This is a genomic window from Pseudooceanicola sp. LIPI14-2-Ac024 (genome assembly GCF_042188925.1).
GTDB lineage: Bacteria > Pseudomonadota > Alphaproteobacteria > Rhodobacterales > Rhodobacteraceae > Pseudooceanicola.
The window spans coordinates 1,821,217-1,841,332 of the sequence record NZ_CP170102.1 but is presented as its reverse complement, the minus strand read 5'-3'; the positions used below and the strand labels follow the sequence as shown (position 1 = coordinate 1,841,332).

Sequence of the window (20,116 nt, the reverse complement as noted above, 5' to 3'; positions counted from 1 at the left end):
TGGTATGGGGATTGCGCGTCACTTCCAGCTTGAGAGGAAGAACAGCGGGAAGCCGTCGGCCGTGGCGAAGAAGTCGAGGTCCTCGGCATAGGCGTAGGGCTTGGAGTGGGAGTAGAGCGGGATCCAGCAGGCCTCGGCTGCCACGATGTCGAGCGCCTGCTTGTAGGTCGCGTCGCGCAGTTCGGCGTCAATGGTGGTGTCGGCCTTGTCGAGGAGGTCCTTCACCTGCTGGTTCTGGCAGTAATCGTCCGGCGTCATCTTCAGCAACACCGAGGCGATACCCGAGATGTCGTTCAGCCCCGAGGACGCCCAGCCGGTCTGCGCGATCTCGACCTTGCTGTCGTTCATCTTGGAGCGCAGGCCGGTCCATTGCAGCATGTTGATGTCGGCATCGATCCCGACCTCGCGCAGGTTGCCGATGATCGCTTCCAGCAGGTAGCGGTCGCGGTAGGCGTCGACGGTGACCTTCAGACCCTCGCCATAACCAGCCTCTTCCAGCAGCTTCTTCGACTCGGCCGGGTCGTAGGAATAGGGCTCCACATCCTGAGAGCAACCGACCTGGGTCGGGTAGCAGCCCGCGTTCAGAACGTTGGCAGCGGGGCCGACGAGGTTCTCGGCGATGCTCTTCTTGTCGATGGCATGCGCAATCGCCTGCCGCACCTTGAGGTCCTTCACCGGCGTGTCACCGGACCGTCCCGTGGCGTCGAGCATCAGGTAGGAAATCCGCATGTCCGGCCCGTCGAGCACGGTGACCCCCGGCAGGCCGCGCAGGTTGTCGACGGCGTCCTGCGTCAGGCCGGTCACCCAGTCGACCGACCCGACCATCAGTTCGGCCACCGCGGTTTCCGGGTCGAGGATGGTCTTCATGTGCAACGTCTTGATCGCCGGATGCCCCTTCGGCCCGTCGAAATAGTCCTCGTTGCGCTCGAGGATCATGTCGCCGCCCGGCTGGAACGAGACCATCTTGTAGGGGCCGGTGCCGATGACCGGCATGTTGGCATAGTCGGGCTCACCGGCGGCGTTCTTCGGCGGGTTGTCCCAGACCTCGGACGGCATGATGCCCATGCGGGTGCTGGCGAGGAATTCGAAGGCGGCAGGGAAGGGCTTGGCCGTGGTGATGCGGACAGTCATGTCATCGACCTTCTCGACGCCGCTCATCCACTTCACGAGGCTCGCGTTCATCACCCCGGTCTTGGGGTCGATGAGGTGAGTGTAGCTCGACACCACGTCGTCGGCGTCAAAGGCGCTGCCATCGTGGAACGTGACCCCGGGCCGCAGCTTGAATTCCAGCGTCAGGTCATCGACGCGCGACCATTCCGAGGCCAGCAGCGGCAGGTATTCCATCGTCTTCGGGTCGCGATAGACGAGGGTGTCGAAATAGTGGTGCTGCATCGCCGCGATATCGACGAGGTTCTCCCACCAGACGAGCGGTACGTTGGCCTCGATGTTGGTCACCCAGACCAAGGAATCGTCGGCCTTGCCGGCAAGCGCCGGGGCAGAGGCGCTGCAGAGCGCCAGGGCGGCTGCCGTTGCCAGAAGCGGCTTCTTCATGTTCTCACCTGTTTTTCATGATATGGAATTGTTGCGTCTCTCAAATTCCATGATGCCGATGATCTCCGGTGTTTAGTCAAGCATATCCCGAAAAAATCCGGGATATCTTTTGATTTGGCGCTCATTTATTGAATTTTTATCGTATCGCGAAAAATCTTGCGGACGACCCGTAGGGCTTCAGCGCTGCCCTTCACCCAGCGAATGGCTCGCACCTCTGCTTGACCAGGCCGCTCAGTATCTCGTAATTGGTCAGACAACTGGTGACCTTATGATTCGTGATGATGACTGACGCAACCTCGAACGACCTCACTCAGGGCCTGAAGCCGATCGCGCGGAAGCGTGTGTCGGAAGAGGTCGCGCGCCGCATCCAGGAGGTCATCGCCTCGCGTAACCTGAAGGCGGGCGACCGCCTGCCGACCGAGCGCGAGATCTCGGAATCGCTCAGCGTGGGCCGCAGTGCCGTGCGCGAGGGGCTTGGCTATCTTGCGGCCCTCGACATCATCGAGGTGCGCCAGGGGGCGGGCAGCTTCGTGAAGGAGCCGCAGAAGCTTGCGCTCATGGATCGCGACAATCTTGGGTCCGAAGAGCGTCGCACCCGCCTGCGGCAGGCCACCGAGGCGCGCTGCGTGCTCGACTGTGCCATCGTCGAGGCTGCCACGCGCTGCGCCGCGCCCGAGCTGATCCCCGCGCTACAGGCCTGCCTCGAAGCTGCGGAGACCGAGCCGGAGCGCAGCAAGCGCGCCCATGCCATCGACCTCAGTTTCGAGCAATGCATCGGCGATCACTGCGGCAATCCCTACATGACCGCGCTGCAACGCGAGGCGCACCGGTATTTCCGTTCGACCTGGGAAAGCGTCGGCCTGATGCCGCGCCCCGCAGCCGAACGCAGCGATCAGCACTGGCACATTTTCGAGGCCATCAAGTCAGGCGACGCCGAGGAGGCGCGACGCCGCATGGAAGAGCATTTCAGGCTCCAGGCGCTCGCCCGGGACTGACGGCTCACCACACATATCCAACGGAGGAGGAACCAATGAAGAAGACCATTCTGAACGTGCGCCCAATTCTCGGTGCAACCGCACTGGCCGGCGGGATCTGCATGGCCCTGGCGGGGGCCGTTTCGGCGCGGAACATCACGCTGGCCACCATTCTCAACCAGAACGACGTGAGCGTTCAGGCGATGGAGGAATGGAACCGCCTGCTGACCGATCGAACCGGTGGCGACCTGACGATCAACATTCTGTCGGGCGGCACGCTCGGAGGGACCCGCGAGCTGATCCAGCAGCTGTCCTCGGGCGAGATCGACGTGAACCTCAGCTCACCGGTCGTCCTGCAGTTTGCCGCGCCCGAATACCAGTGCCTCGAGGCCGAATACATTTACGAGAGCGAAGACCAGGGGTTCGCCGTCTGGCGGGGACCGATCGGCAAGGAAGCCTCGGACGCGATGAAGGCGAACTACGGCATCGAGATCTCGGGCGTCGGTCGCCGTGGCAGCCGCAACGTGACCGCGAACGTGCCGGTGAATGAACCGGGCGACATGCAGGGCCTGAAGATGCGTGTGACCAATGACCTGCGGGCCAAGGTCTTCGGCGCCTATGGTGCGCAACCGGCGCCGCTCGCTCTGTCCGAGCTCTACGGCGCCCTGCGCCAGGGCGTGTTCGACGCGCAGGAGAACCCGCTCTCGACGATCTATTCGAACCGTTTCCACGAGGTGCAGGACTACGTCAGCATGACCGAGCACGTCTGGACCTACAACATCGTCTACACCAACAGCGCCTTCTACGAGGGGCTGGACGACGAACAGAAGGCGGCGTTCGACGAGACGCTCCAGCAGGCGATGGACTGGCTCTATGACGCGGTTGCCGCCGAGGATGCCGAGGTGCGCGCCAAGATCGAAGAGGCCGGGACGACAAAGATCATTGAGCCCGATAAGGCCGCCTTCCGCGCCGCTGCGCGCCCGATCCTCGAGGAATACGCGCAGGCGAACTGCCGCGCGGGCCTCCTTGCCGATGTCGACGCCACGACCGCCGTACCGGCCTCGAACTGAGCTGGCCTGAAGTGAACGGTTTCATCCGCACGTCGGAGCGGGTCTGGCTGGGCATCTCGGTCTTCATGCTTGTCGTCATGGTGATCACGGTGCTCTGCCAGGTCCTCTTTCGCTACCTTCTCTCCTTTCCGCTGGCCTGGACCGAGGAGCTTTCGCGCCTCGCTCTGATCCTGTCGGTCTATGCAGCCCTCCCCGCGGCCTATGTCCGCGGGGAGCATATCGCGGTCGATTTCTTCGTCCGGCTGATCCCGGGCCGTGCCGCGCTGGCCTATATCGTCGTGCTCAAGGCGATCACCTTCCTGGTCCTGGCCTACTTTGCCTGGGGCGCGTTCCTGCAGATGCAGGCGACGTGGAAGATGACCTTCATTTCGCTGCCCACCCTCCCGATCGGCTCCATGTACCTGGTCGAGGGCTTGTCGCTGGCCTATTTCGCGCTGCTGGTCCTGGTCACCTGGCGTGACCCCGAGGTCTATCACCCGACCCAGCACGAGGGGATGGACGCCTGATGCCGATACTTCTCACACTCATGGTGGTCCTGCTGATCCTCGCAGGGCTGATGATCGCCATCGCCGCGGGGCTCGCCTCGATCATCGGTGGCTGGGTCATCTTCGGCGATCCGCTCGGGGAGGTCGTCCCGAAGATGGTGGCGCGCTTCGCCATCGACCGGATCGACAACTTCCTGCTGCTCGCGATCCCCTTCTTCATCCTCGCCGGACGGCTGATGAACAGTGGTGGCGTGACCGTCCGCCTGTTCGACTTCGTCTCGGCCATCTCGCAGCCGCTGCGCGGCGGGCTGGGTCATGCCAACGTGCTGGCGAGCTTCATCTTTGCTGGCATGTCAGGTTCGGCCACGGCGGATGTCGTGGGCCTCGGCGCGGTCGAGATGAAGGCAATGCGTTCCAACGGCTACCCAGAGGACTTCTCGGCCGGCGTCACGGCGGCCTCGTCGCTGCTCGGGCCCTGCCTGCCGCCCTCGATCGTCCTGATCGCCTATGCGGTTCAGGCCGAACAATCGGTCGCCACGCTCTTCCTCGCCGCGATCATCCCCGGCATCCTGCTGGCGCTCTGTTTCATGGGCTGGGTGTTCTACCAGGCGCACCGGCGCGGCCTGCCGACCGGGTCCATCCCGCCGGCGCGCGAACTTGGCCAGAAGGCGGTCCGGGCCTTCCTCCCGATGCTGACCCCGGGGATCATCCTCGCCGGCATCTACGGCGGGATCTTCACTCCGACCGAAGCCGCGGCCGTGGCCGTCGTCTACGCGCTCTTTCTCACAATGGTCGTCTACCGCGAGATCTCGTGGGGCCAGCTTCTGGAGGAACTCAAGGGCACCGTCCTCGACACCGCGACGCTGATGTTCATCATCGCGATGACCTCGGCCTTCGGCGTTATCATGCTCCGCCTCGGGCTTCCGCAGGCGCTGGCGAACCTGGTCGCCTCGGTCTCCGAGAACGCCACAGTCGTGATGTTCCTCTTCCTGCTGATCTGGGGCGTCGTCGGCTGCTTCATGGCGCAGACCCCGGCCATCATCATCCTCACACCCATCCTGCTGCCAATCGCCGATAGGCTTGGGATGGACCTCGTCCACTTCGGCATCGTCATGGCGATGAGCCTGACGCTCGGCCTCATGACCCCGCCCGTCGGCATGGTGCTCTACGCCCTGCAGAAGGTCGCCCATGTCCGCATCGGCGTGCTCTTCCGCGTGGCCATTCCCTACGTCGTGATCATGACCGCGTTCCTCTGCGTCCTGATCCTGATCCCCGGGATCGTGACCGCCCTGCCGAACGCCCTCGGCTACAGATAGGAGACTACAGTGAAAATCCGTTCCGCCCGCCCGCGCCGCGTGGGGCAGTTCCTCTTCGTCGAGATCATCACCGACAATGACATCCGGGGCTTCGGCGAAAGCGGCGCCTGGGGGCATCTCGAAGCCTCCGAGGCCGCGCTGCAGAAGTATTGCGACTACCTGATCGGGCAGGACCCCCGCCGGATCGAGCGGCACTGGCAGATCATGCACCGGTTTGCCCATTTCAACGGTGCGGCCGTCGGCGGCGCAATCTCGGCCGTCGACATCGCGCTCTGGGACATCAAGGCGAAGTCCTACAACGCGCCGCTCTACGACGTGCTCGGCGGGGCCGTGCGCGACAAACTGCGGGTCTATGCCCACGTCTATGCCAAGACCGTCGACGAGGTCGCCGATTTCGCACGCGAGAAGGCGCAGGAGGGCTTCACCGCCCTCGGTCACCTCAACCCCTTCCTCGACGAGCCAGAGGACCAGCCCTATTTCCTGGGCCAGTCGGGTCTTGTCGAAATGGGGATGGAAACGGTGCGCCGCTGCCGCGAGGCTGCCGGACCGAACGTCGACCTGATGCTGGAGCTGCACCGCCGGCTGACCCCGGCCGAGGCCATCGCCTTCGCCCGCGAGGCGGCCGAGTATCGCCCCGGCTGGCTCGAAGACCCAATCCGTCCCGAGAACATCGACGCCATGGCCGAGGTCGCCGCGAAATCGCCGGTGCCGATCGCCACGGGCGAACGCTATTTCAACATCTACCAGTTCAAGATGGCGATCGAACGCCGCGCGCTGTCTTTCGCCCGGGTGTCGGTCGGCGTCTGCGGCGGCATCACCGGCGCGCTTAAGGTCGCGGCCATCGCGGAAGCGAATGACGTGAAGGTCGCGCCGCACAACCCGATTTCTCCGATCGGTGTCGCAGCCTGTTCGGCCATCGGTTTTGCGCGCGACAACGTGCATATCCAGGAATACCCGACCGGGTACGACAATATGGTCCTGGAAAGCACGCCGGAACTGCTCGGACAGGCCGTCGTCGACGGACGCTTCACGATCGAGCACGGCTTCATGCAGAGGATCGACGACCGCAAAGGCTTGGGGATCGAGCTGCGCGACGACGCCGAGGAAATTCGGCCTCCGATTACCCGGGCCGTCTCGATGCGTCGTCACCTCGATGGCGGCGTCGTGGATCAATAGTTGTACGGCCTCCGGAAGAAGAAAAAGAACCGCGGCTCGAAATGGAGTCGCGGAAATAGTTCGCAAAGAACCCCTTTCTGCCGTTCGGAGGCCGCGACCTGCGTCTCTTGTACGTGCGTGAAGCAGCCTTGGGGCAGACAAGGGTCTGCTGACAGCTAAGGCGCGAGTTGAAGCTCTTGGTACGAATGGGCGGATAGCCGACTTTCGCCGCAAGGCGTGTGAATGACTGGTTTCGCGGCCGTACAGATCTTGCGGGCCTGTCGTGTCTATCAGAGTCCCTCAAGGCTTTTGCGGGCCCAAGAGCATTCGGACGGCTTCGTTTTGGGCCTTGTAGAGGGCGTTGACAGCATCCTGTTCCGCCCTGATATCCGCGGGCCAGGTCGACTTGATGTAGGACAGGACATCGAGGATCTGCTCATCACTGAGTGCTTCGTCGAATTGCGGCATGTCGCTGTCGCCGATATCTCTACAGAGGGCGGCGACCTCGCCCGACTTCGTAAGTTGAAAGAGTGCGAAATCCGGATGCTCCCAGGTGTGACCGCTGGCGTCATGTGGCGGGGCGGAGGACGCGGGACTGTCTTCTGATGGCGAGACTGGACCGGCAGACAGTTCTCCATGACAAACGGCGCAGTCCGAGGCGTAGATGTCCTGTCCACGTGCCACCGTGGCGGTGTCCTGCCAGTCCAGCAGGGGGCGGGCGGCATGACGTTGGCCGAAACCGTGAGCGAACAACGCGGCCACGCAGATGGCCGCCAGAACGAGCATTGCTGCGATCACGGTTGCCTGCCTTGCCATTGGTTCCCTTCCAGCCATTCCAATACCTTCTGCATCACCAGCATCGCGTCGTGCAGGCTCCGCGGCAAGTTGCTCTGGTGTCTGCATCTCCGGCTTGCGCGGAGCCATCGATCAAGCATGCAAATTGGGCGTTGCATCCTCATTGAGTGTTACGTAATAACATATCTGGTATGTTATAACATACATTGAATCATCCGTCCGCTCGCGCGGTCGACTATTGCGGTTGCAACGCCAGACCTGAGCAGCCTGACCAATCCAACTTGACCCCGGCGGCACGCTCGATCGGGACCGGAGAGCCTTTGCCGTGAGCCAGACCGCCGATCAACGCCTGCCCGTGACCCTGCTGACCGGCTTCCTCGGGGCCGGCAAGACCACGCTGTTGAACCATGTCCTCCATGACGCAAACAGTGCGGGGATCGCGGTGATCGTGAACGAATTCGGCGCCGTCGGGCTCGACCACGACCTGATCGAAGCCAGCGAGGAGGAGGTGGTCCTGATGCAGTCGGGCTGCCTCTGCTGCTCGATCCGGGGCGATCTTGCGCGGACCATGGCGGACCTGCTGATCCGCCGGGCCGAGGGGCGTATCGCCTTCGACCGGGTGGTGATCGAGACCACGGGCCTCGCCGATCCGGGACCGATCCTGCAGACCTTCCTGGCGGAGCCGAGCCTCGCTCGGACGGTGCGGATCGACGGGGTGGTGACGGTCGCCGACGCGGCCAACGGGCAGGGCACGCTCGACGCGCAGTTCGAGGCGGTGTCGCAGGTGGCGATGGCCGACCTCGTCGTGCTCGGCAAGACCGACCTCGTCACACCGCGGGTGGCCGACGCCTTCGAGGCGCGGTTGCGCGCGATCAACCCGGTCGCCGGGGTGATCCGGGCCGAGCGGGGCGCGGTGGCGCCCGGCGCGCTCTGGGATCTCGGCGGCGGACGGAATGCCGGCAGGCCTGGCAGGGCCCCGGCATGGCCCGGCGGCGGTGATGGGGATGCCGCCGCCGGGCACCCGCTCGCCAACCTCTCGGGCCTCGCCCCGGCGACGAAGGCACATGCGATGTTCTCGCCCCATGACGCGCGGATCGAGAGCGTGTCGATCGAACTCGACGCGCCGGTGCCGGAGGTGATCTTCGACCTCTGGCTCGACACGCTGATCGCCCTGCGCGGGCCCGATATCCTGCGGGTGAAGGGCATCGTGCATATCGAGGAGATCGACACCCCCTTCGTCTTCCACGGCGTGCAGCATGTCTTCGACCGCCCCGTGCCCGTCACGGGCCGAACCGGAGGCGACCGCCGCTCGCGCATCGTCGTGATCGCCCGCGACATCTCCCGCCCCGAGCTTCAGCGCAGCCTCGACATGCTGCGGCTGCACCTGCCGCGGGCGGCCGCACCAACCACCCAACAGGAGGACCATCCATGAAGGACACCCGCCTTCCCGTCACCGTGCTGTCGGGCTTTCTCGGCGCCGGCAAGACGACGCTGCTGAACCGCGTGCTGAACAACCGCGAGGGACGGCGCGTCGCCGTCATCGTCAACGACATGTCCGAGGTGAACATCGACGCCGACCTCGTGCGCGCCGACACCGAGCTGTCGCGCACCGAGGAGACGCTGGTCGAGATGTCGAACGGCTGCATCTACTGCACCCTGCGCGACGACCTGCTGGAGGAGGTCCGTCGCCTCGCTGCGGAGGGGCGCTTCGATTACCTGCTGATTGAATCGACCGGGATCTCCGAACCGCTGCCCGTCGCCGCGACCTTCGAATTCCGCGATGCGGGCGGCGAGAGCCTCGCCGATGTTGCCCGGCTCGACACGATGGTGACGGTGGTGGACGCGGTGAACCTGCTGGGCGATTTCGCCAGCCACGACTTCCTGCGGGACCGGGGCGAGACCATGGGCGAGGGCGACGAACGCACGCTGGTCCACCTGCTGACGGACCAGATCGAGTTTGCCGACGTGGTGGTCCTGAACAAGGTCACCGATGCCGGGCCCGAGCGCACCGATGCCGCGCGCAAGATCATCCGCAGCCTGAATGCCGATGCGAAGATCATCGAGACCGACCATTCCGAGGTCGCGGCCTCGGCGATCCTCGACACCGGGCTCTTCGATTTCGACAAGGCGCATGAACACCCGATGTGGGCCAAGGAGCTCTACGGCTTTGCGGATCACGTGCCCGAGACCGAGGAATACGGCGTCGCCTCGTACGTCTACCGCGCGCGGCAGCCGTTTGACCCGTCCAAGGTGATGGCGGTGTTGAACGGCGCGCTGCCCGGCGTGATCCGGGCGAAAGGGCATTTCTGGATCGCCACCCGGCCGGACTGGGTGGCGGAGTTCTCGCTCGCGGGCGCGCTGTCTTCGGTCACGCCGCTCGGCCAGTGGTGGGCCGCCGCGCCCGAGGCGCGCCGCCCGGACCACGACGGCGCCCGGGCCTACATGGCGCAGCACTGGCAGGAGCCTTGGGGCGACCGGCGGCAGGAGATCGTCTTCATCGGCGCGGGCATCGACTGGGCGGTGCTGAAGACGCGGCTCGACGCGGCGCTGGTGCCCGAACACCTTGCCCCCGGACCGGACGCGCTGCCGGAGCTGCCGGACCCGTTCCCGGCCTGGCGCCGCGCGGCATGAGGCGCAACCTCGCCACCAGCCTGCGCCGCCGCCGACGCGCGGACCCGATGCGTGCCTACGATGCGCTGCCTGGGCCGCTGCGTGCGTGGGTGGCGCAGGCGGCCTTGCCGTGGTCGCCCGCCTCGTGCCTGCGCATCTGGCTCAAGGCCCGGGCCGAGGGCGCCACGGTCGATACCATCCTCGCCCGGCTCGACCGGGCCGAGCGGCTTTCCCTTTCCCGTGACAGGCTCTCGCCCTTCGCCACGCCTGTCCCCGCAACTCCCGACTTCCAGGACCAGATGACATGAGACGCACCCTCGCCTTGCTGGCGACCACGATGCTTTCCTTCGGCACCCCGGCTCTCGCCGACGACACGCTCGACGTGGTCGCGCAGTTCGAAATCCAGTCGCCCGAGCCCTCGACCTCGGGCTACATCTTCACCCGGATGGGCGTAGCCGAGACGCTGGTGGACGCCGAGCCCGACGGCCGCCTCGTCCCGGCGCTGGCCACGGAATGGAGCACCTCCGAAGACGGGCTGGCCTGGACCTTCGCCCTGCGCGACGGCGTGTCCTTCCACGACGGCTCCCCGATGACCGCCGAGGCGGTGGCAAACGCGCTGACCATCGCGCAGGCCAAACCCGGCCCGCTGGCGAAGACCCCCGTCACCGGGATCGCCGCCGAGGACGGCGCGGTCGTCCTGACCCTGTCGGAACCCTTTGCTGCGCTGCCGGCTTACCTCGCCCATTACAGCGCGCAGATCCTCGCGCCTGCGGCCTATGGCGCCGATGGCGCGGGGGTCGAGGTCATCGGCACCGGGCCCTACCGGATCACCGAACTGTCCCCGCCGCTGAGCCTGAAGGCCGAGGCATTCGACGACTACTGGGGCGAGGCGCCGCATGTGCCCGGGGTCAGCTACAACGCCGTGAGCCGGGTCGAAACCCGCGCGCTGATGGCGGAATTGGGGGATGCGGATTTCGTCTTCGGGCTCGACCCGGCCTCGGTCGCCCGGCTGGGCAATTCCGACGCGGTCACGGTGCATTCCGTCGCCATCCCGCGCACGTTAATGCTGAAGGTCAACGCGGCCGACCCGGCGCTGGCCGACCTCGACGCCCGCCGCGCACTGAGCCTCGCCATCGACCGCGCGGGCATCGCCAAGGCGGTGCTGCGCTACCCCGAAGGCGCGACGCAGCTCTTCCCGCCCTCGGTCGGCGATTGGCATGACGAGGCGCTCGAGCCGCTGGCCTACGATCCCGAGGCCGCGCGCGGCCTGTTGGCGGGGCTGGGCTGGGAGGCGGGGCCCGACGGCATCCTGACCCGCGACGGCGAACGCTTCGCCCTGACGCTCACGACCTACCCGGACCGGCCCGAGCTGCCGCTGGTCGCCGCCGTGCTGGAGCAGCAGTTCCGCGACATCGGGGTGGAGCTGACCATCGACACGACGAACTCGTCCGAAATTACCTCGCGCCACGCCGACGGCTCGCTCGACCTCGGGCTGATCGCGCGGAACTTCGCGCTGATCCCGAACCCGATCGGCACCGTGCTGTCGGACTACGCCCCGACTGGCGACTGGGGCGCCATGGGCTGGGAGAACGCGGAAATCGTGGACCTCGCCCGCAGCGTCGGCCGCGGCGACGGCGGCGATGCCGAACGCGCCCGGACCGCCGAGATCCTGCAGACCGAGCTGCCGGTGATCCCGATCGCCTGGTACAGGCAGACGCTGGCCGTGGCCGATGGCGTCGAGGGCACCGTAATCGACCCGTGGGAACGGACCTTCGGCCTGCAGAAGCTGACGATCCCGGAATGAACACGCTTGCCACCAGAGGCATCCAGGCGGTGATGGTGGCGGTCCTGATCGGGGCCGCCACGTTCGCCATGATGCGCAGCTTGCCCGGCGATGCCGACTATCGCATCGCCGCCGGGCGTTACGGATACGACAACGTGGACAGTGCCGCCGCCGACGCGGTGCGCGAGGAGCTGGGCCTTGGCGGCCCGGCGCTGCCCGCGTTCCTGAGCTGGCTGGGCGACCTCCTCCGGCTGGATTTCGGCACCTCGCTGGTCAGCGGCCAGCCGGTGATGCAGGAGATCGGCCACCAGCTGGGCGCCTCGCTGGCGCTGGCGGCGGTGGCGGTGCTTCTGTCGCTTCTGATCGGGCCGCCGCTCGGCATCCTCGCCGGGCTGAAGCCGGGCGGGGCGCTGGACCGGGCGCTGCTGGTGGTCTCGACCGGGCTCAAGGCGATCCCGCAATTCCTGATGGCGCTGATCCTGATCCTGATCCTGTCGGTCCAGCTGCGCTGGCTGCCCGCCGCTGGGCACGGAGACCCGGTGCACTTCATCCTGCCCGCGTTGGCGCTGGCGCTCGGCCTTGCCGCCGTCAACGCCCGCATCGCGCGCGACGCCATGGCCCGGATCTCGGCGATGCCGTTCTATGCATTTGCCCAGTGGAAGGGGCTGAGCCCGCGCCAGACGCTCCTCCGCCACGGGCTGCGCAATGTCTCGGTCCCGCTGCTGACTTACCTCGGCCTGCAATTCGTCACGCTGGTCGAAGGTGTCGTGGTGGTCGAGGCGATCTTCGGCTGGCCGGGCATCGGCCATGCGCTGGTGCACGCGATCTTCTCGCGCGACGTGCCGATGGTGCAGGGCACCGCGCTGGTGCTTGGGCTGAGCTTCGTCCTCATCAACGCGCTGATCGACCTTGCGGTGCAGCGCATCGACCCGCGGGGGCAGGCATGAGCGACGCCGTCTTCACCCTTCGCCCCGCCGGCACGACGACCCGCCGCATCGGGGCGGCACTCGTCATCGCCGTGCTGCTCTTCGCCTTCCTCGGCCCGCTGCTGGTGCCGGGCGATCCCTACCGGCAATCCCTCATGAACGCGCTGGCGGGGCCCGAGGCGGGCGCGCCGCTTGGCTACGACCACCTTGGCCGGTCGATCTATCACCGGCTGGCATATGCGCTCCGGTTGTCGCCGATGATCGCCATCGCGGCGGTGCTCGTGGCAGGGACGGCCGGTCTGATCCTCGGCACGCTGGCCGCGGCGCGGGGCGGCTGGATCGACCGGGTGCTGGCCATCCTGGCGGATGCGCTTCTGGCGCTGCCGGGGCTGCTCCTCGTGCTGATCGTGCTGGCCATCGTGCCGGGCACGGCGCTCGGCTTCTGGGCCGGCCTGTCGCTTGTGCTCTGGGTCGAGTTCTTCCGCCTGACCCGGGCCGCCACGCGCGAGACGCTGGCCTCTCCGGCGGTCGAGGCGTCGGGCCTGCTGGGCTTCCGGGGTGCCTATGTCTTCCGCACCCACGTCTGGCCCGAGATCGCGCCGATGATCCTGACCGCCGCGGCCTTTGGCACGGCGACCGCGATCATGGCCATCGCGGCGCTCGGCTTCGTTCATGTCGGCATGCGCGCGCCGACCCCGGAACTGGGGCTGATGATGGTGGAGCTGCTGCCCTACTGGCGCGAGGCGCCACTGGCGCTGCTGTCGCCGGTCATCGCGACCTTCGTGCTGCTGCTCGGACTGACACTTCTGGCGGGGAGCCGCGAAACATGACCCTTCTGAAAGCCGAGGACATCACCGTCGCCGACCGCGGCATGACGATCCTGAAGCCCGTGACCCTGCATCTCGACCCCGGCGAGCCGCTGGTGATCCTGGGCGAGACCGGATCGGGCAAGAGCCTGCTGGCACAGGCGATCATGGGCACCCTGCCGCCCGAGCTGACGGCCAAGGGCCGCGTCGCCCTTGGCGACCGGATGCTGAACGCCGGGCGCGGGGCGGATTTCCGCGGGCTCTGGGGGCGGCACATCGCCGTCCTGCCGCAGGAGCCGTGGCTGTCGCTCGATCCGCTGATGCGGGCCGGGCGGCAGGTGGCCGAGGCGCATCGGCTGGTGCGCGGGCTGCCGCGTGACGCGGCCGAGGCGCAGGGGCGGGCCGACATCTCCGCGCTCGGGCTCGAAGGGGCCGAGGCGCGCTATCCTCACCAGTTGTCGGGCGGCATGGCGCAGCGGGTGGCCTTTGCCGCCGCGCGCGCGGGTGGGGCAGGGATCGTCATCGCGGATGAACCCACCAAGGGGCTCGACGCGGCACGGCGGGACGAGGTCGCGGACCTCCTGCTGGGCGACCTGGGCCGGGGCGGCGGCCTGATGGTCATCACCCACGACCTCGCGCTGGCACGCCGGATCGGCGGACGGCTCATCGTCCTGCGCGCGGGCGAGGTGGTCGAGGAGGGGGCGACCGCGCAGGTCATGGCCGCGCCGCAGGCCGCTTACACGAGACGCCTGATCGCCGCCGATCCCGAGCACTGGCCCGACCGGTTGCCCGCCGCCGAAGGCGTGCCGGTGCTTTCGGCGCGCGACCTTGCCGGGGAACGTGGCGGGCGGCAGCTGTTTTCGGGCATCAGTTTCGACCTGGCCGAGGGTCAGATCCTCGGCGTCACCGGCTCGTCGGGCTGCGGCAAGTCGACGCTTGGTGACATGGTGCTGGGCCTTGTGGCGCCCGCTGGCGGTAGTGTCAGCCACCCGCCGGGGCATCCCGCGACGGCCTACCAGAAGCTCTACCAGGACCCGGTCGCCGCCTTCCCGCGGACCCGCCCGCTTGGGCGCGCCCTGAACGACGTGGCCACCCGCCACGATGCCGGTACGGGTGCGGTCGAGGCACTGATGCCGCGTCTCGGCCTCGATCCGGCCCTTCTCGAACGACGGCCATCGGCGGTCTCGGGGGGCGAATTGCAGCGGCTGGCGCTGCTGCGCCTGCTGCTGGTGCGGCCGCGATTCATCTTTGCCGACGAACCGACCTCCCGCCTCGACCCGATTACCCAGGCGCAGGTGATCCGCCTCATCTCCGACACGGTGCACGACACCGGATGCGCGGTGATGCTGGTCAGCCACGACGCGGCGCTGATCCGGTCGACCTCGGATGCCGTGCTGTCGCTCGAACCGGGAGCCGTCACGACACCGGACCCTGTCCCCCGTCCCGTCGCGGGGCTGTTGCGTTGAACCTGTTTACCCCCTTCAATCCCCTGTGAAAGGACTCAGCATGAAGCCCGCCATCCTGACCGTCGCCACCCTTGCTTTCGCCGCGCCGCTTGCCGCGCAGGAGCATCGCGAGGCGGGCGCCCATGAACACGGCGTCAGCCAGCTGGACATCGCCATCGAGGGCAACGAGGTCGCCATGGAGTTGCATGCCCCTGGCGCCGACATCGTCGGCTTCGAACACCCGGCGGAAAGCGATGCGGACAAAGCGGCCATCGCCAATGCGCTCGCCATGCTCGCCAAGCCGCTGACGCTCTTCGTCCCCTCCGAGGCGGCGGGTTGCGTCACCACGAGCGCCGAGGCCGGGCTGGAAGCCGAGGAGCATGACCACGAAGAGCACGCCGAGGGCGAAGATCACGACCACGAGGAGCACGATCACGAAGAGCATGCCGAAGGCGAAGACCACGACGACGAGGAAGGCGGCCACAGCGAATTCCACGCGGCATACACGCTGACTTGCGACGACCCCGCCGCGGTTTCCGAGCTTTCCTTCGCCTACTTCGATGCCTTCCCGAACGCGCAAGAGGTCGAGGTCCAGCTTGTAAGCGACAGCGGCGCCACGGCCTTCGAGGTCACCCGCGACGACCCGGTGCTGCGACTTGGCAACTGACGCGCTTGTCCTCGACCACGTCCGCTTCCGCTGGCCGGGGCGGGCGTCATTCGAGATTTCGGTGCCCGCGTTTCAGATGGGGGAGGGCGAAAGCGTCCTCCTCCTCGGCGAAAGCGGATCGGGCAAGTCCACCCTGCTGTCGCTGATCTGCGGCATCGTCACGCCGGATACGGGCCGTATCGCGGTCGGCGGCATCGATCTTGCCGCGATGCGGGCGGGCGCGCGCGACCGCTTTCGGGCCGAAGCGATCGGGGTGATCTTCCAGCAGTTCAATCTACTGCCCTATGCCAGCGTCTCGGACAACATCCGGCTGCCGCTGCGTTTCGCGCCCGAGCGGCGCGGGCGGGCAGGGGATGCCGGGGCCGAGGCCGCGCGGCTCTGCCAAGCGCTCGGCCTGCCCGAGGGCGTACTCGGGGCCGCGGCCGGGCGGCTCTCGGTCGGTCAGCAGCAGCGGGTCGCCGTGGCCCGGGCCCTGATCGGGCGGCCGCCGCTGATCGTCGCGGACGAGCCGACCTCGGCGCTGGACGCCGCGACGCAGGACAGTTTCCTGGGCCTTCTTTTCGACCAGATCCACGCGGCGGGGTCATCGCTCCTGATGGTCAGCCACGACGCGCGGCTCGGGGAGCGGTTCGACCGGGTGGTGAACCTCTCCGAAGTCGTGCAGGCCGAAAGGGACGCCGCATGATCCTGCGCCTCGCCATCGGCTCGCTCTGGGCCCGCGCGCTGACCGTGGGCATGACGGTGCTGGCCATCGCCCTGTCGGTGGCGCTGTACCTCGGGGTCGAGAAGGTGCGCACCGGCGCGCGGGCGAGTTTCGCCGACACGATCTCGGGCACCGACCTCATCGTGGGCGCCCGCTCGGGCGGGGTGCAGTTGCTGCTCTACTCTGTGTTCCGGATCGGCAATGCCACCAACAACCTGACATGGGAGAGCTACCAGGACATCGCGGGCCGCCCCGAGGTCGACTGGATCGTGCCGATCTCACTCGGCGACAGCCACCGGCAGTTCCGGGTGATGGGCACGACGCCCGCGTTCTTCGAGCACTACAAATACCGCGGCGGCCGGTCGCTGGACATCGGCGAGGGGCACGGGCTGGAGGATCTCTACGACGCGGTCATCGGGTCCGAGGTCGCCGAGGCGCTCGGCTACGCGGTCGGCGATCCGATCGTCGTGTCGCATGGCCTTGCCTCCTTCACCGAGCATGACGACCAACCGTTCCGCGTGGCCGGGATCATCGACCACACCGGCACGCCCGTCGACCGGACGGTGATCGTCAGCCTCGAGGCGATCGAAGCGATCCATGTCGACTGGCAGTCTGGCGCTCAGATCCCCGGCCAGGCCACGCCGGTCGAGCGTATCCGGCAGATGGACCTGACACCCGAAGCGGTGACCGCGGCGCTGGTCGGGGTGAAATCGAAGCTGCAGATCTTCGGGCTGCAACGCGGGATCAACGAATACCCCGAGGAGCCGCTGCTGGCGATCCTGCCGGGCGTCGCTCTGCAGGAACTCTGGCAGATCGTCGGCGTGGCCGAGACCGCGCTGATCGGGGTCTCCGCGATGGTCGTGGTGACCGCCCTGCTGGGGATGATGGCGATGATCTTCTCCTCGCTCAACGAACGGCGGCGCGAAATGGCGATCTGGCGCGCCATGGGCGCGCGGCCGGGCACCATCCTGGGTCTGCTGGTGCTGGAAGCCGCGTTGATGGCGGCGCTCGGCGCGGTGCTGGGATTGGGGCTGCTCTACCTCGGGTTGGTCATCGCCCAGCCGCTGGTCGATAGCGCCTTCGGCCTCTGGCTGCCGATCGAGCCGCCCTCGGCGCGGGAATTCGCCGTTCTCGCAGGTGTGATCGTCGCGGCGGCCCTTGCAAGCCTGCTGCCGGCCCTTCGCGCCTATCGCCTGTCGCTCGCCGATGGCATGATGGTGCGGATATGATCGTGGTCCATCCCTCCCGCCGGCGCGTCCTTGCGCTGATCGCCACCGCGCTCGTCCCCGGGCCGGCGTTGGCCCGATCCTTCCGCGAGATCACCTGGGACGACCTGATCCCGGCGGGCGTGCCGTATGGCGAGATCATCGGCCCCGGCAGGATCGACGCGGTGAACGACACATGGGTGCCGCAGTTCGATGAGAACGCCGCCAAGGTGAACACGGCGTTGGACGGCCAGGCGGTCAAGCTGCCGGGCTACATCATCCCGTTCGACGTGGGCTCCGGAGGCGTGACGAGTTTCATGCTGGTGCCCTATGTCGGCGCCTGCATCCACACCCCGCCGCCGCCCCCGAACCAGCTGGTCTTCGTCACCACGGCGACGCCAAGGCCCAGCGAGTCGCTCTGGGACCCGGTCTGGGTCTCGGGGAAACTGTCGGCGAAGGCGATGAGCACCGAAATTGCCGAGGTGGGGTATCAGCTCACCGCCGAAAAGATCGAGACATACGAATGGTAGCTTTCCGGTTGACCCGTCGCCAGGCCCTGCTGGGCCTGACCGCCCTCGCGTTGACCACGTCAGCCCGGGCCGAGGCCGTCGTGGACCTGCAGTGGCGGGACCTTCTGCCCGCGGACGACACCTCACTGCCGGGAAACCTGCAGGGCATCGTGCCGCATGACGAGGCCTCGCTCGCTGCGCGACAGCCGATCTCGACCGGTGTCCGTCCGGATTGGAACGGGGAGGTTGTCCGCCTCTCGGGTTTCGTCGTTCCGATCGACTACGACGGGACCGGCGTCACGGCCTTCATTCTCGTGCCCTATGTCGGCGCCTGCGTCCACGTGCCCCCGCCGCCCTCAAACCAGCTGGTCTTCGTGACGACCGAAAAGCCTTACGAAACGGATGGGCTTTTCGAAGCTGTGACGGTGACCGGGATGTTCGGCACGGCCTCGACGTCTACGCAGCTCGCCGACATCGGCTACGCGCTGTCTGCAGACGATATCCGGCCCTATAGGAACTGACCGGACGGCCTCAATCCGCCCTCAAACAACGTAAGGGAAGTGTGGCGGCGATCTCGATCGGGTGATTAGCCTCGGTCCGAGGCATCGAAGATGGGGCGGCCGGGGTTCTGACCGGGTGAGGACATGTTGGGCAAAGCATTGAAGATTGTCGTCGGCGCTCTGGGTCTGGGAGTCGTTGCCCTGGTGGGCTACCTCCTGATCGCGCCGCCGGAGCTTCTTCGGGTCGGCACGAACTATTCGGCCAAGATCGTCTGTTCCAACGTGTTCATCGCCGGGCGTGATCCCGACGATGTCCTTGCGGTAGATGTGCAGGCGCCGGGCCATCCGCTGCTGAAATACATCTCTGTCGAGGCGAACCCGGAGGCAGGGACCGTGAAGGCGAAGGTCTTCGGGTTCTTTGCCCCCGCCATCTCGCAGTATCGCGAGGGGCTGGGTTGCACCAATGTCCAAGATGGCGGGCTGAGCGACACCACCCTTGCCGCCCCGGCCGGCCTACCGGAAGGGCCCTGGCCGCAGGGCAACACCGTCGCGCCGTCGCAGGACCCCGAGGTGCAGGAGGTTCTCTCGGACGGGGCACTGCTCGGCGAGGGCTTCCGCGCCGTTGTCGTGGTCCGGAACGGCCGCATCGTCGGTGAAACTTACGCCGAGGGGTTCGACGCGGAGACCCCGCTGCTCGGCTGGTCGATGACCAAGACAGTCGTCGCGGGCCTGATCGGTACGTTGGTCGATGCCGGGAAGATGGAACTGACCGACCCGCTCACCGACACCTACGCCGCCTGGGCCCAGGACGAGCGGCGAGACATCACCGTCGAGGCGATGCTGGCCATGGCCAGCGGGCTCGAGTGGAACGAGGATTACGGTGATGTCTCGGACGTGACCCGGATGCTCTACCTCGACGACGACATGGCCGGGTTCGCTTCGTCCCGGCCGACCGTCGATGCGGTTGGCACCAAGTTCAACTATTCCTCGGGGACCTCGACGATGCTATCCCGCTTCCTGCAGGATCGGATCGGCTCCGACAGCCTTAGTTATCCGCGCGATGCGCTGTTCGCGCCTCTGGGCATGACCTCGGCGGTGATGGAAACCGATGCGCGGGACACCTTCATCGGCTCGAGCTACATGTACGCCACCGCGCGGGATTGGGCCCGCTACGGCCAGTTCCTGCTGCAGAAGGGCGTTTGGGATGGACGGCAGATGCTGCCCGAAGGCTTCACCGACTGGATGTTCGAGCCCACGGATGCGTCGGACGGCGCCTATTGCCAAGGCCACCTCTGGCGCGAGGCGCCGGGAGAACTGCCCCCGTTCGAGGATGCCGTCTGGATGCAGGGCCACGATGGCCAATCCGTCGGGATCTTTCCGTCGCATGACTTGGTGATCGTTCGGCTTGGGCTAACGCCATCTCGCTTCGGCTATTCCCCGCTTCCGCTGGCGCGGGCCGTGATCGAGGCACTGGGCAGCTGAATTATGGATCAAGGTTGCGTGGGCCTGGAGACGCAGCAACCTGCACCGACGATCGGCGTCCAAAGCACGGATGGTGACAACGCGTGATCCGCGATAGCATTCGACTTGGCACGAGAGCAGACGTTCGTCTCAGC

Annotated in this window: 20 protein-coding genes; 18 read left to right on the top strand and 2 right to left on the bottom strand. The window is 66.9% G+C overall.

Annotated features, from left to right (window positions below; translation table 11 throughout):
- Positions 1-18: 18 nt before the first annotated feature.
- Positions 19-1,551: an ABC transporter substrate-binding protein gene (locus tag ACE2AC_RS09020; protein WP_375691762.1), complete on the bottom strand. Its 1,533-nt coding sequence runs from the start codon at positions 1,549-1,551 to the stop codon at positions 19-21.
- Positions 1,552-1,832: 281 nt separating this feature from the next.
- Here ACE2AC_RS09020 and ACE2AC_RS09015 point away from each other — a divergent pair, with 281 nt between their 5' ends.
- From ACE2AC_RS09015 to ACE2AC_RS08995, 5 genes are read left to right on the top strand one after another with little or no spacing between them, the layout of a single operon-like run.
- Positions 1,833-2,546 (top strand): FadR/GntR family transcriptional regulator, encoded by a 714-nt coding sequence (locus ACE2AC_RS09015; RefSeq protein ID WP_375691761.1) that lies wholly within the window; start codon positions 1,833-1,835, stop codon positions 2,544-2,546.
- A gap of 35 nt (positions 2,547-2,581) precedes the next feature.
- Positions 2,582-3,595, top strand: coding sequence for a TRAP transporter substrate-binding protein (locus ACE2AC_RS09010; RefSeq protein ID WP_375691760.1), 1,014 nt, complete (start codon positions 2,582-2,584; stop codon positions 3,593-3,595).
- Between the two features lie 11 nt (positions 3,596-3,606).
- Complete coding sequence (locus ACE2AC_RS09005) at positions 3,607-4,101, top strand: TRAP transporter small permease (protein ID WP_375691759.1); 495 nt, start codon at positions 3,607-3,609, stop codon at positions 4,099-4,101.
- On the top strand, positions 4,101-5,396 hold the full coding sequence (locus ACE2AC_RS09000) for a TRAP transporter large permease (RefSeq protein ID WP_375691758.1): 1,296 nt from the start codon (positions 4,101-4,103) through the stop codon (positions 5,394-5,396). Before ACE2AC_RS09005 ends, ACE2AC_RS09000 begins: the two co-directional genes overlap by 1 nt.
- Positions 5,397-5,405: 9 nt before the next feature.
- Positions 5,406-6,572, top strand: a complete 1,167-nt coding sequence (locus ACE2AC_RS08995; RefSeq protein WP_375691757.1) for a mandelate racemase/muconate lactonizing enzyme family protein — start codon at positions 5,406-5,408, stop codon at positions 6,570-6,572.
- A gap of 279 nt (positions 6,573-6,851) precedes the next feature.
- Here the strand turns inward: ACE2AC_RS08995 and ACE2AC_RS08990 are convergent, their stop codons facing one another.
- On the bottom strand, positions 6,852-7,475 hold the full coding sequence (locus ACE2AC_RS08990; protein ID WP_375691756.1) for a c-type cytochrome: 624 nt from the start codon (positions 7,473-7,475) through the stop codon (positions 6,852-6,854).
- Between the two features lie 196 nt (positions 7,476-7,671).
- Between ACE2AC_RS08990 and ACE2AC_RS08985 the strand changes: the two genes are divergently transcribed.
- The 13 genes from ACE2AC_RS08985 to ACE2AC_RS08925 all read left to right on the top strand — a co-directional run bounded on the left by ACE2AC_RS08985 (position 7,672) and on the right by ACE2AC_RS08925 (position 19,982).
- On the top strand, positions 7,672-8,778 hold the full coding sequence (locus ACE2AC_RS08985; RefSeq protein ID WP_375691755.1) for a CobW family GTP-binding protein: 1,107 nt from the start codon (positions 7,672-7,674) through the stop codon (positions 8,776-8,778).
- A complete protein-coding gene (locus ACE2AC_RS08980) occupies positions 8,775-9,977 on the top strand; it encodes a CobW family GTP-binding protein (RefSeq protein ID WP_375691754.1) in 1,203 nt (400 codons plus the stop codon). Before ACE2AC_RS08985 ends, ACE2AC_RS08980 begins: the two co-directional genes overlap by 4 nt.
- Before the next feature lie 47 nt (positions 9,978-10,024).
- Positions 10,025-10,264 carry a DUF6525 family protein gene (locus ACE2AC_RS08975; protein ID WP_375691753.1) on the top strand — a complete coding sequence of 80 codons (240 nt, stop codon included), beginning with the start codon at positions 10,025-10,027 and terminating at the stop codon, positions 10,262-10,264.
- On the top strand, positions 10,261-11,760 hold the full coding sequence (locus tag ACE2AC_RS08970) for an ABC transporter substrate-binding protein (protein WP_375691752.1): 1,500 nt from the start codon (positions 10,261-10,263) through the stop codon (positions 11,758-11,760). Before ACE2AC_RS08975 ends, ACE2AC_RS08970 begins: the two co-directional genes overlap by 4 nt.
- Positions 11,757-12,686 carry an ABC transporter permease gene (locus tag ACE2AC_RS08965; protein WP_375691751.1) on the top strand — a complete coding sequence of 310 codons (930 nt, stop codon included), beginning with the start codon at positions 11,757-11,759 and terminating at the stop codon, positions 12,684-12,686. The genes ACE2AC_RS08970 and ACE2AC_RS08965 overlap by 4 nt, the downstream gene beginning before the upstream one ends.
- Positions 12,683-13,495: an ABC transporter permease gene (locus ACE2AC_RS08960; protein WP_375691750.1), complete on the top strand. Its 813-nt coding sequence runs from the start codon at positions 12,683-12,685 to the stop codon at positions 13,493-13,495. The genes ACE2AC_RS08965 and ACE2AC_RS08960 overlap by 4 nt, the downstream gene beginning before the upstream one ends.
- Positions 13,492-14,937 (top strand): ABC transporter ATP-binding protein, encoded by a 1,446-nt coding sequence (locus tag ACE2AC_RS08955; protein WP_375691749.1) that lies wholly within the window; start codon positions 13,492-13,494, stop codon positions 14,935-14,937. The genes ACE2AC_RS08960 and ACE2AC_RS08955 overlap by 4 nt, the downstream gene beginning before the upstream one ends.
- A gap of 40 nt (positions 14,938-14,977) precedes the next feature.
- Entirely contained in the window at positions 14,978-15,583 is a 606-nt protein-coding gene (locus tag ACE2AC_RS08950; RefSeq protein ID WP_375691748.1) for a DUF2796 domain-containing protein, read from the top strand.
- Positions 15,573-16,268, top strand: a complete 696-nt coding sequence (locus tag ACE2AC_RS08945; protein WP_375691747.1) for an ABC transporter ATP-binding protein — start codon at positions 15,573-15,575, stop codon at positions 16,266-16,268. Before ACE2AC_RS08950 ends, ACE2AC_RS08945 begins: the two co-directional genes overlap by 11 nt.
- A complete protein-coding gene (locus ACE2AC_RS08940) occupies positions 16,265-17,515 on the top strand; it encodes an ABC transporter permease (protein ID WP_375691746.1) in 1,251 nt (416 codons plus the stop codon). Before ACE2AC_RS08945 ends, ACE2AC_RS08940 begins: the two co-directional genes overlap by 4 nt.
- Before the next feature lie 2 nt (positions 17,516-17,517).
- A complete protein-coding gene (locus ACE2AC_RS08935) occupies positions 17,518-18,021 on the top strand; it encodes a DUF3299 domain-containing protein (protein ID WP_375691745.1) in 504 nt (167 codons plus the stop codon).
- Positions 18,022-18,029: 8 nt separating this feature from the next.
- A complete protein-coding gene (locus ACE2AC_RS08930) occupies positions 18,030-18,521 on the top strand; it encodes a DUF3299 domain-containing protein (protein ID WP_375691744.1) in 492 nt (163 codons plus the stop codon).
- A gap of 183 nt (positions 18,522-18,704) precedes the next feature.
- Positions 18,705-19,982 carry a serine hydrolase domain-containing protein gene (locus ACE2AC_RS08925; RefSeq protein ID WP_375691743.1) on the top strand — a complete coding sequence of 426 codons (1,278 nt, stop codon included), beginning with the start codon at positions 18,705-18,707 and terminating at the stop codon, positions 19,980-19,982.
- The last annotated feature ends 134 nt before the right edge of the window (positions 19,983-20,116 follow it).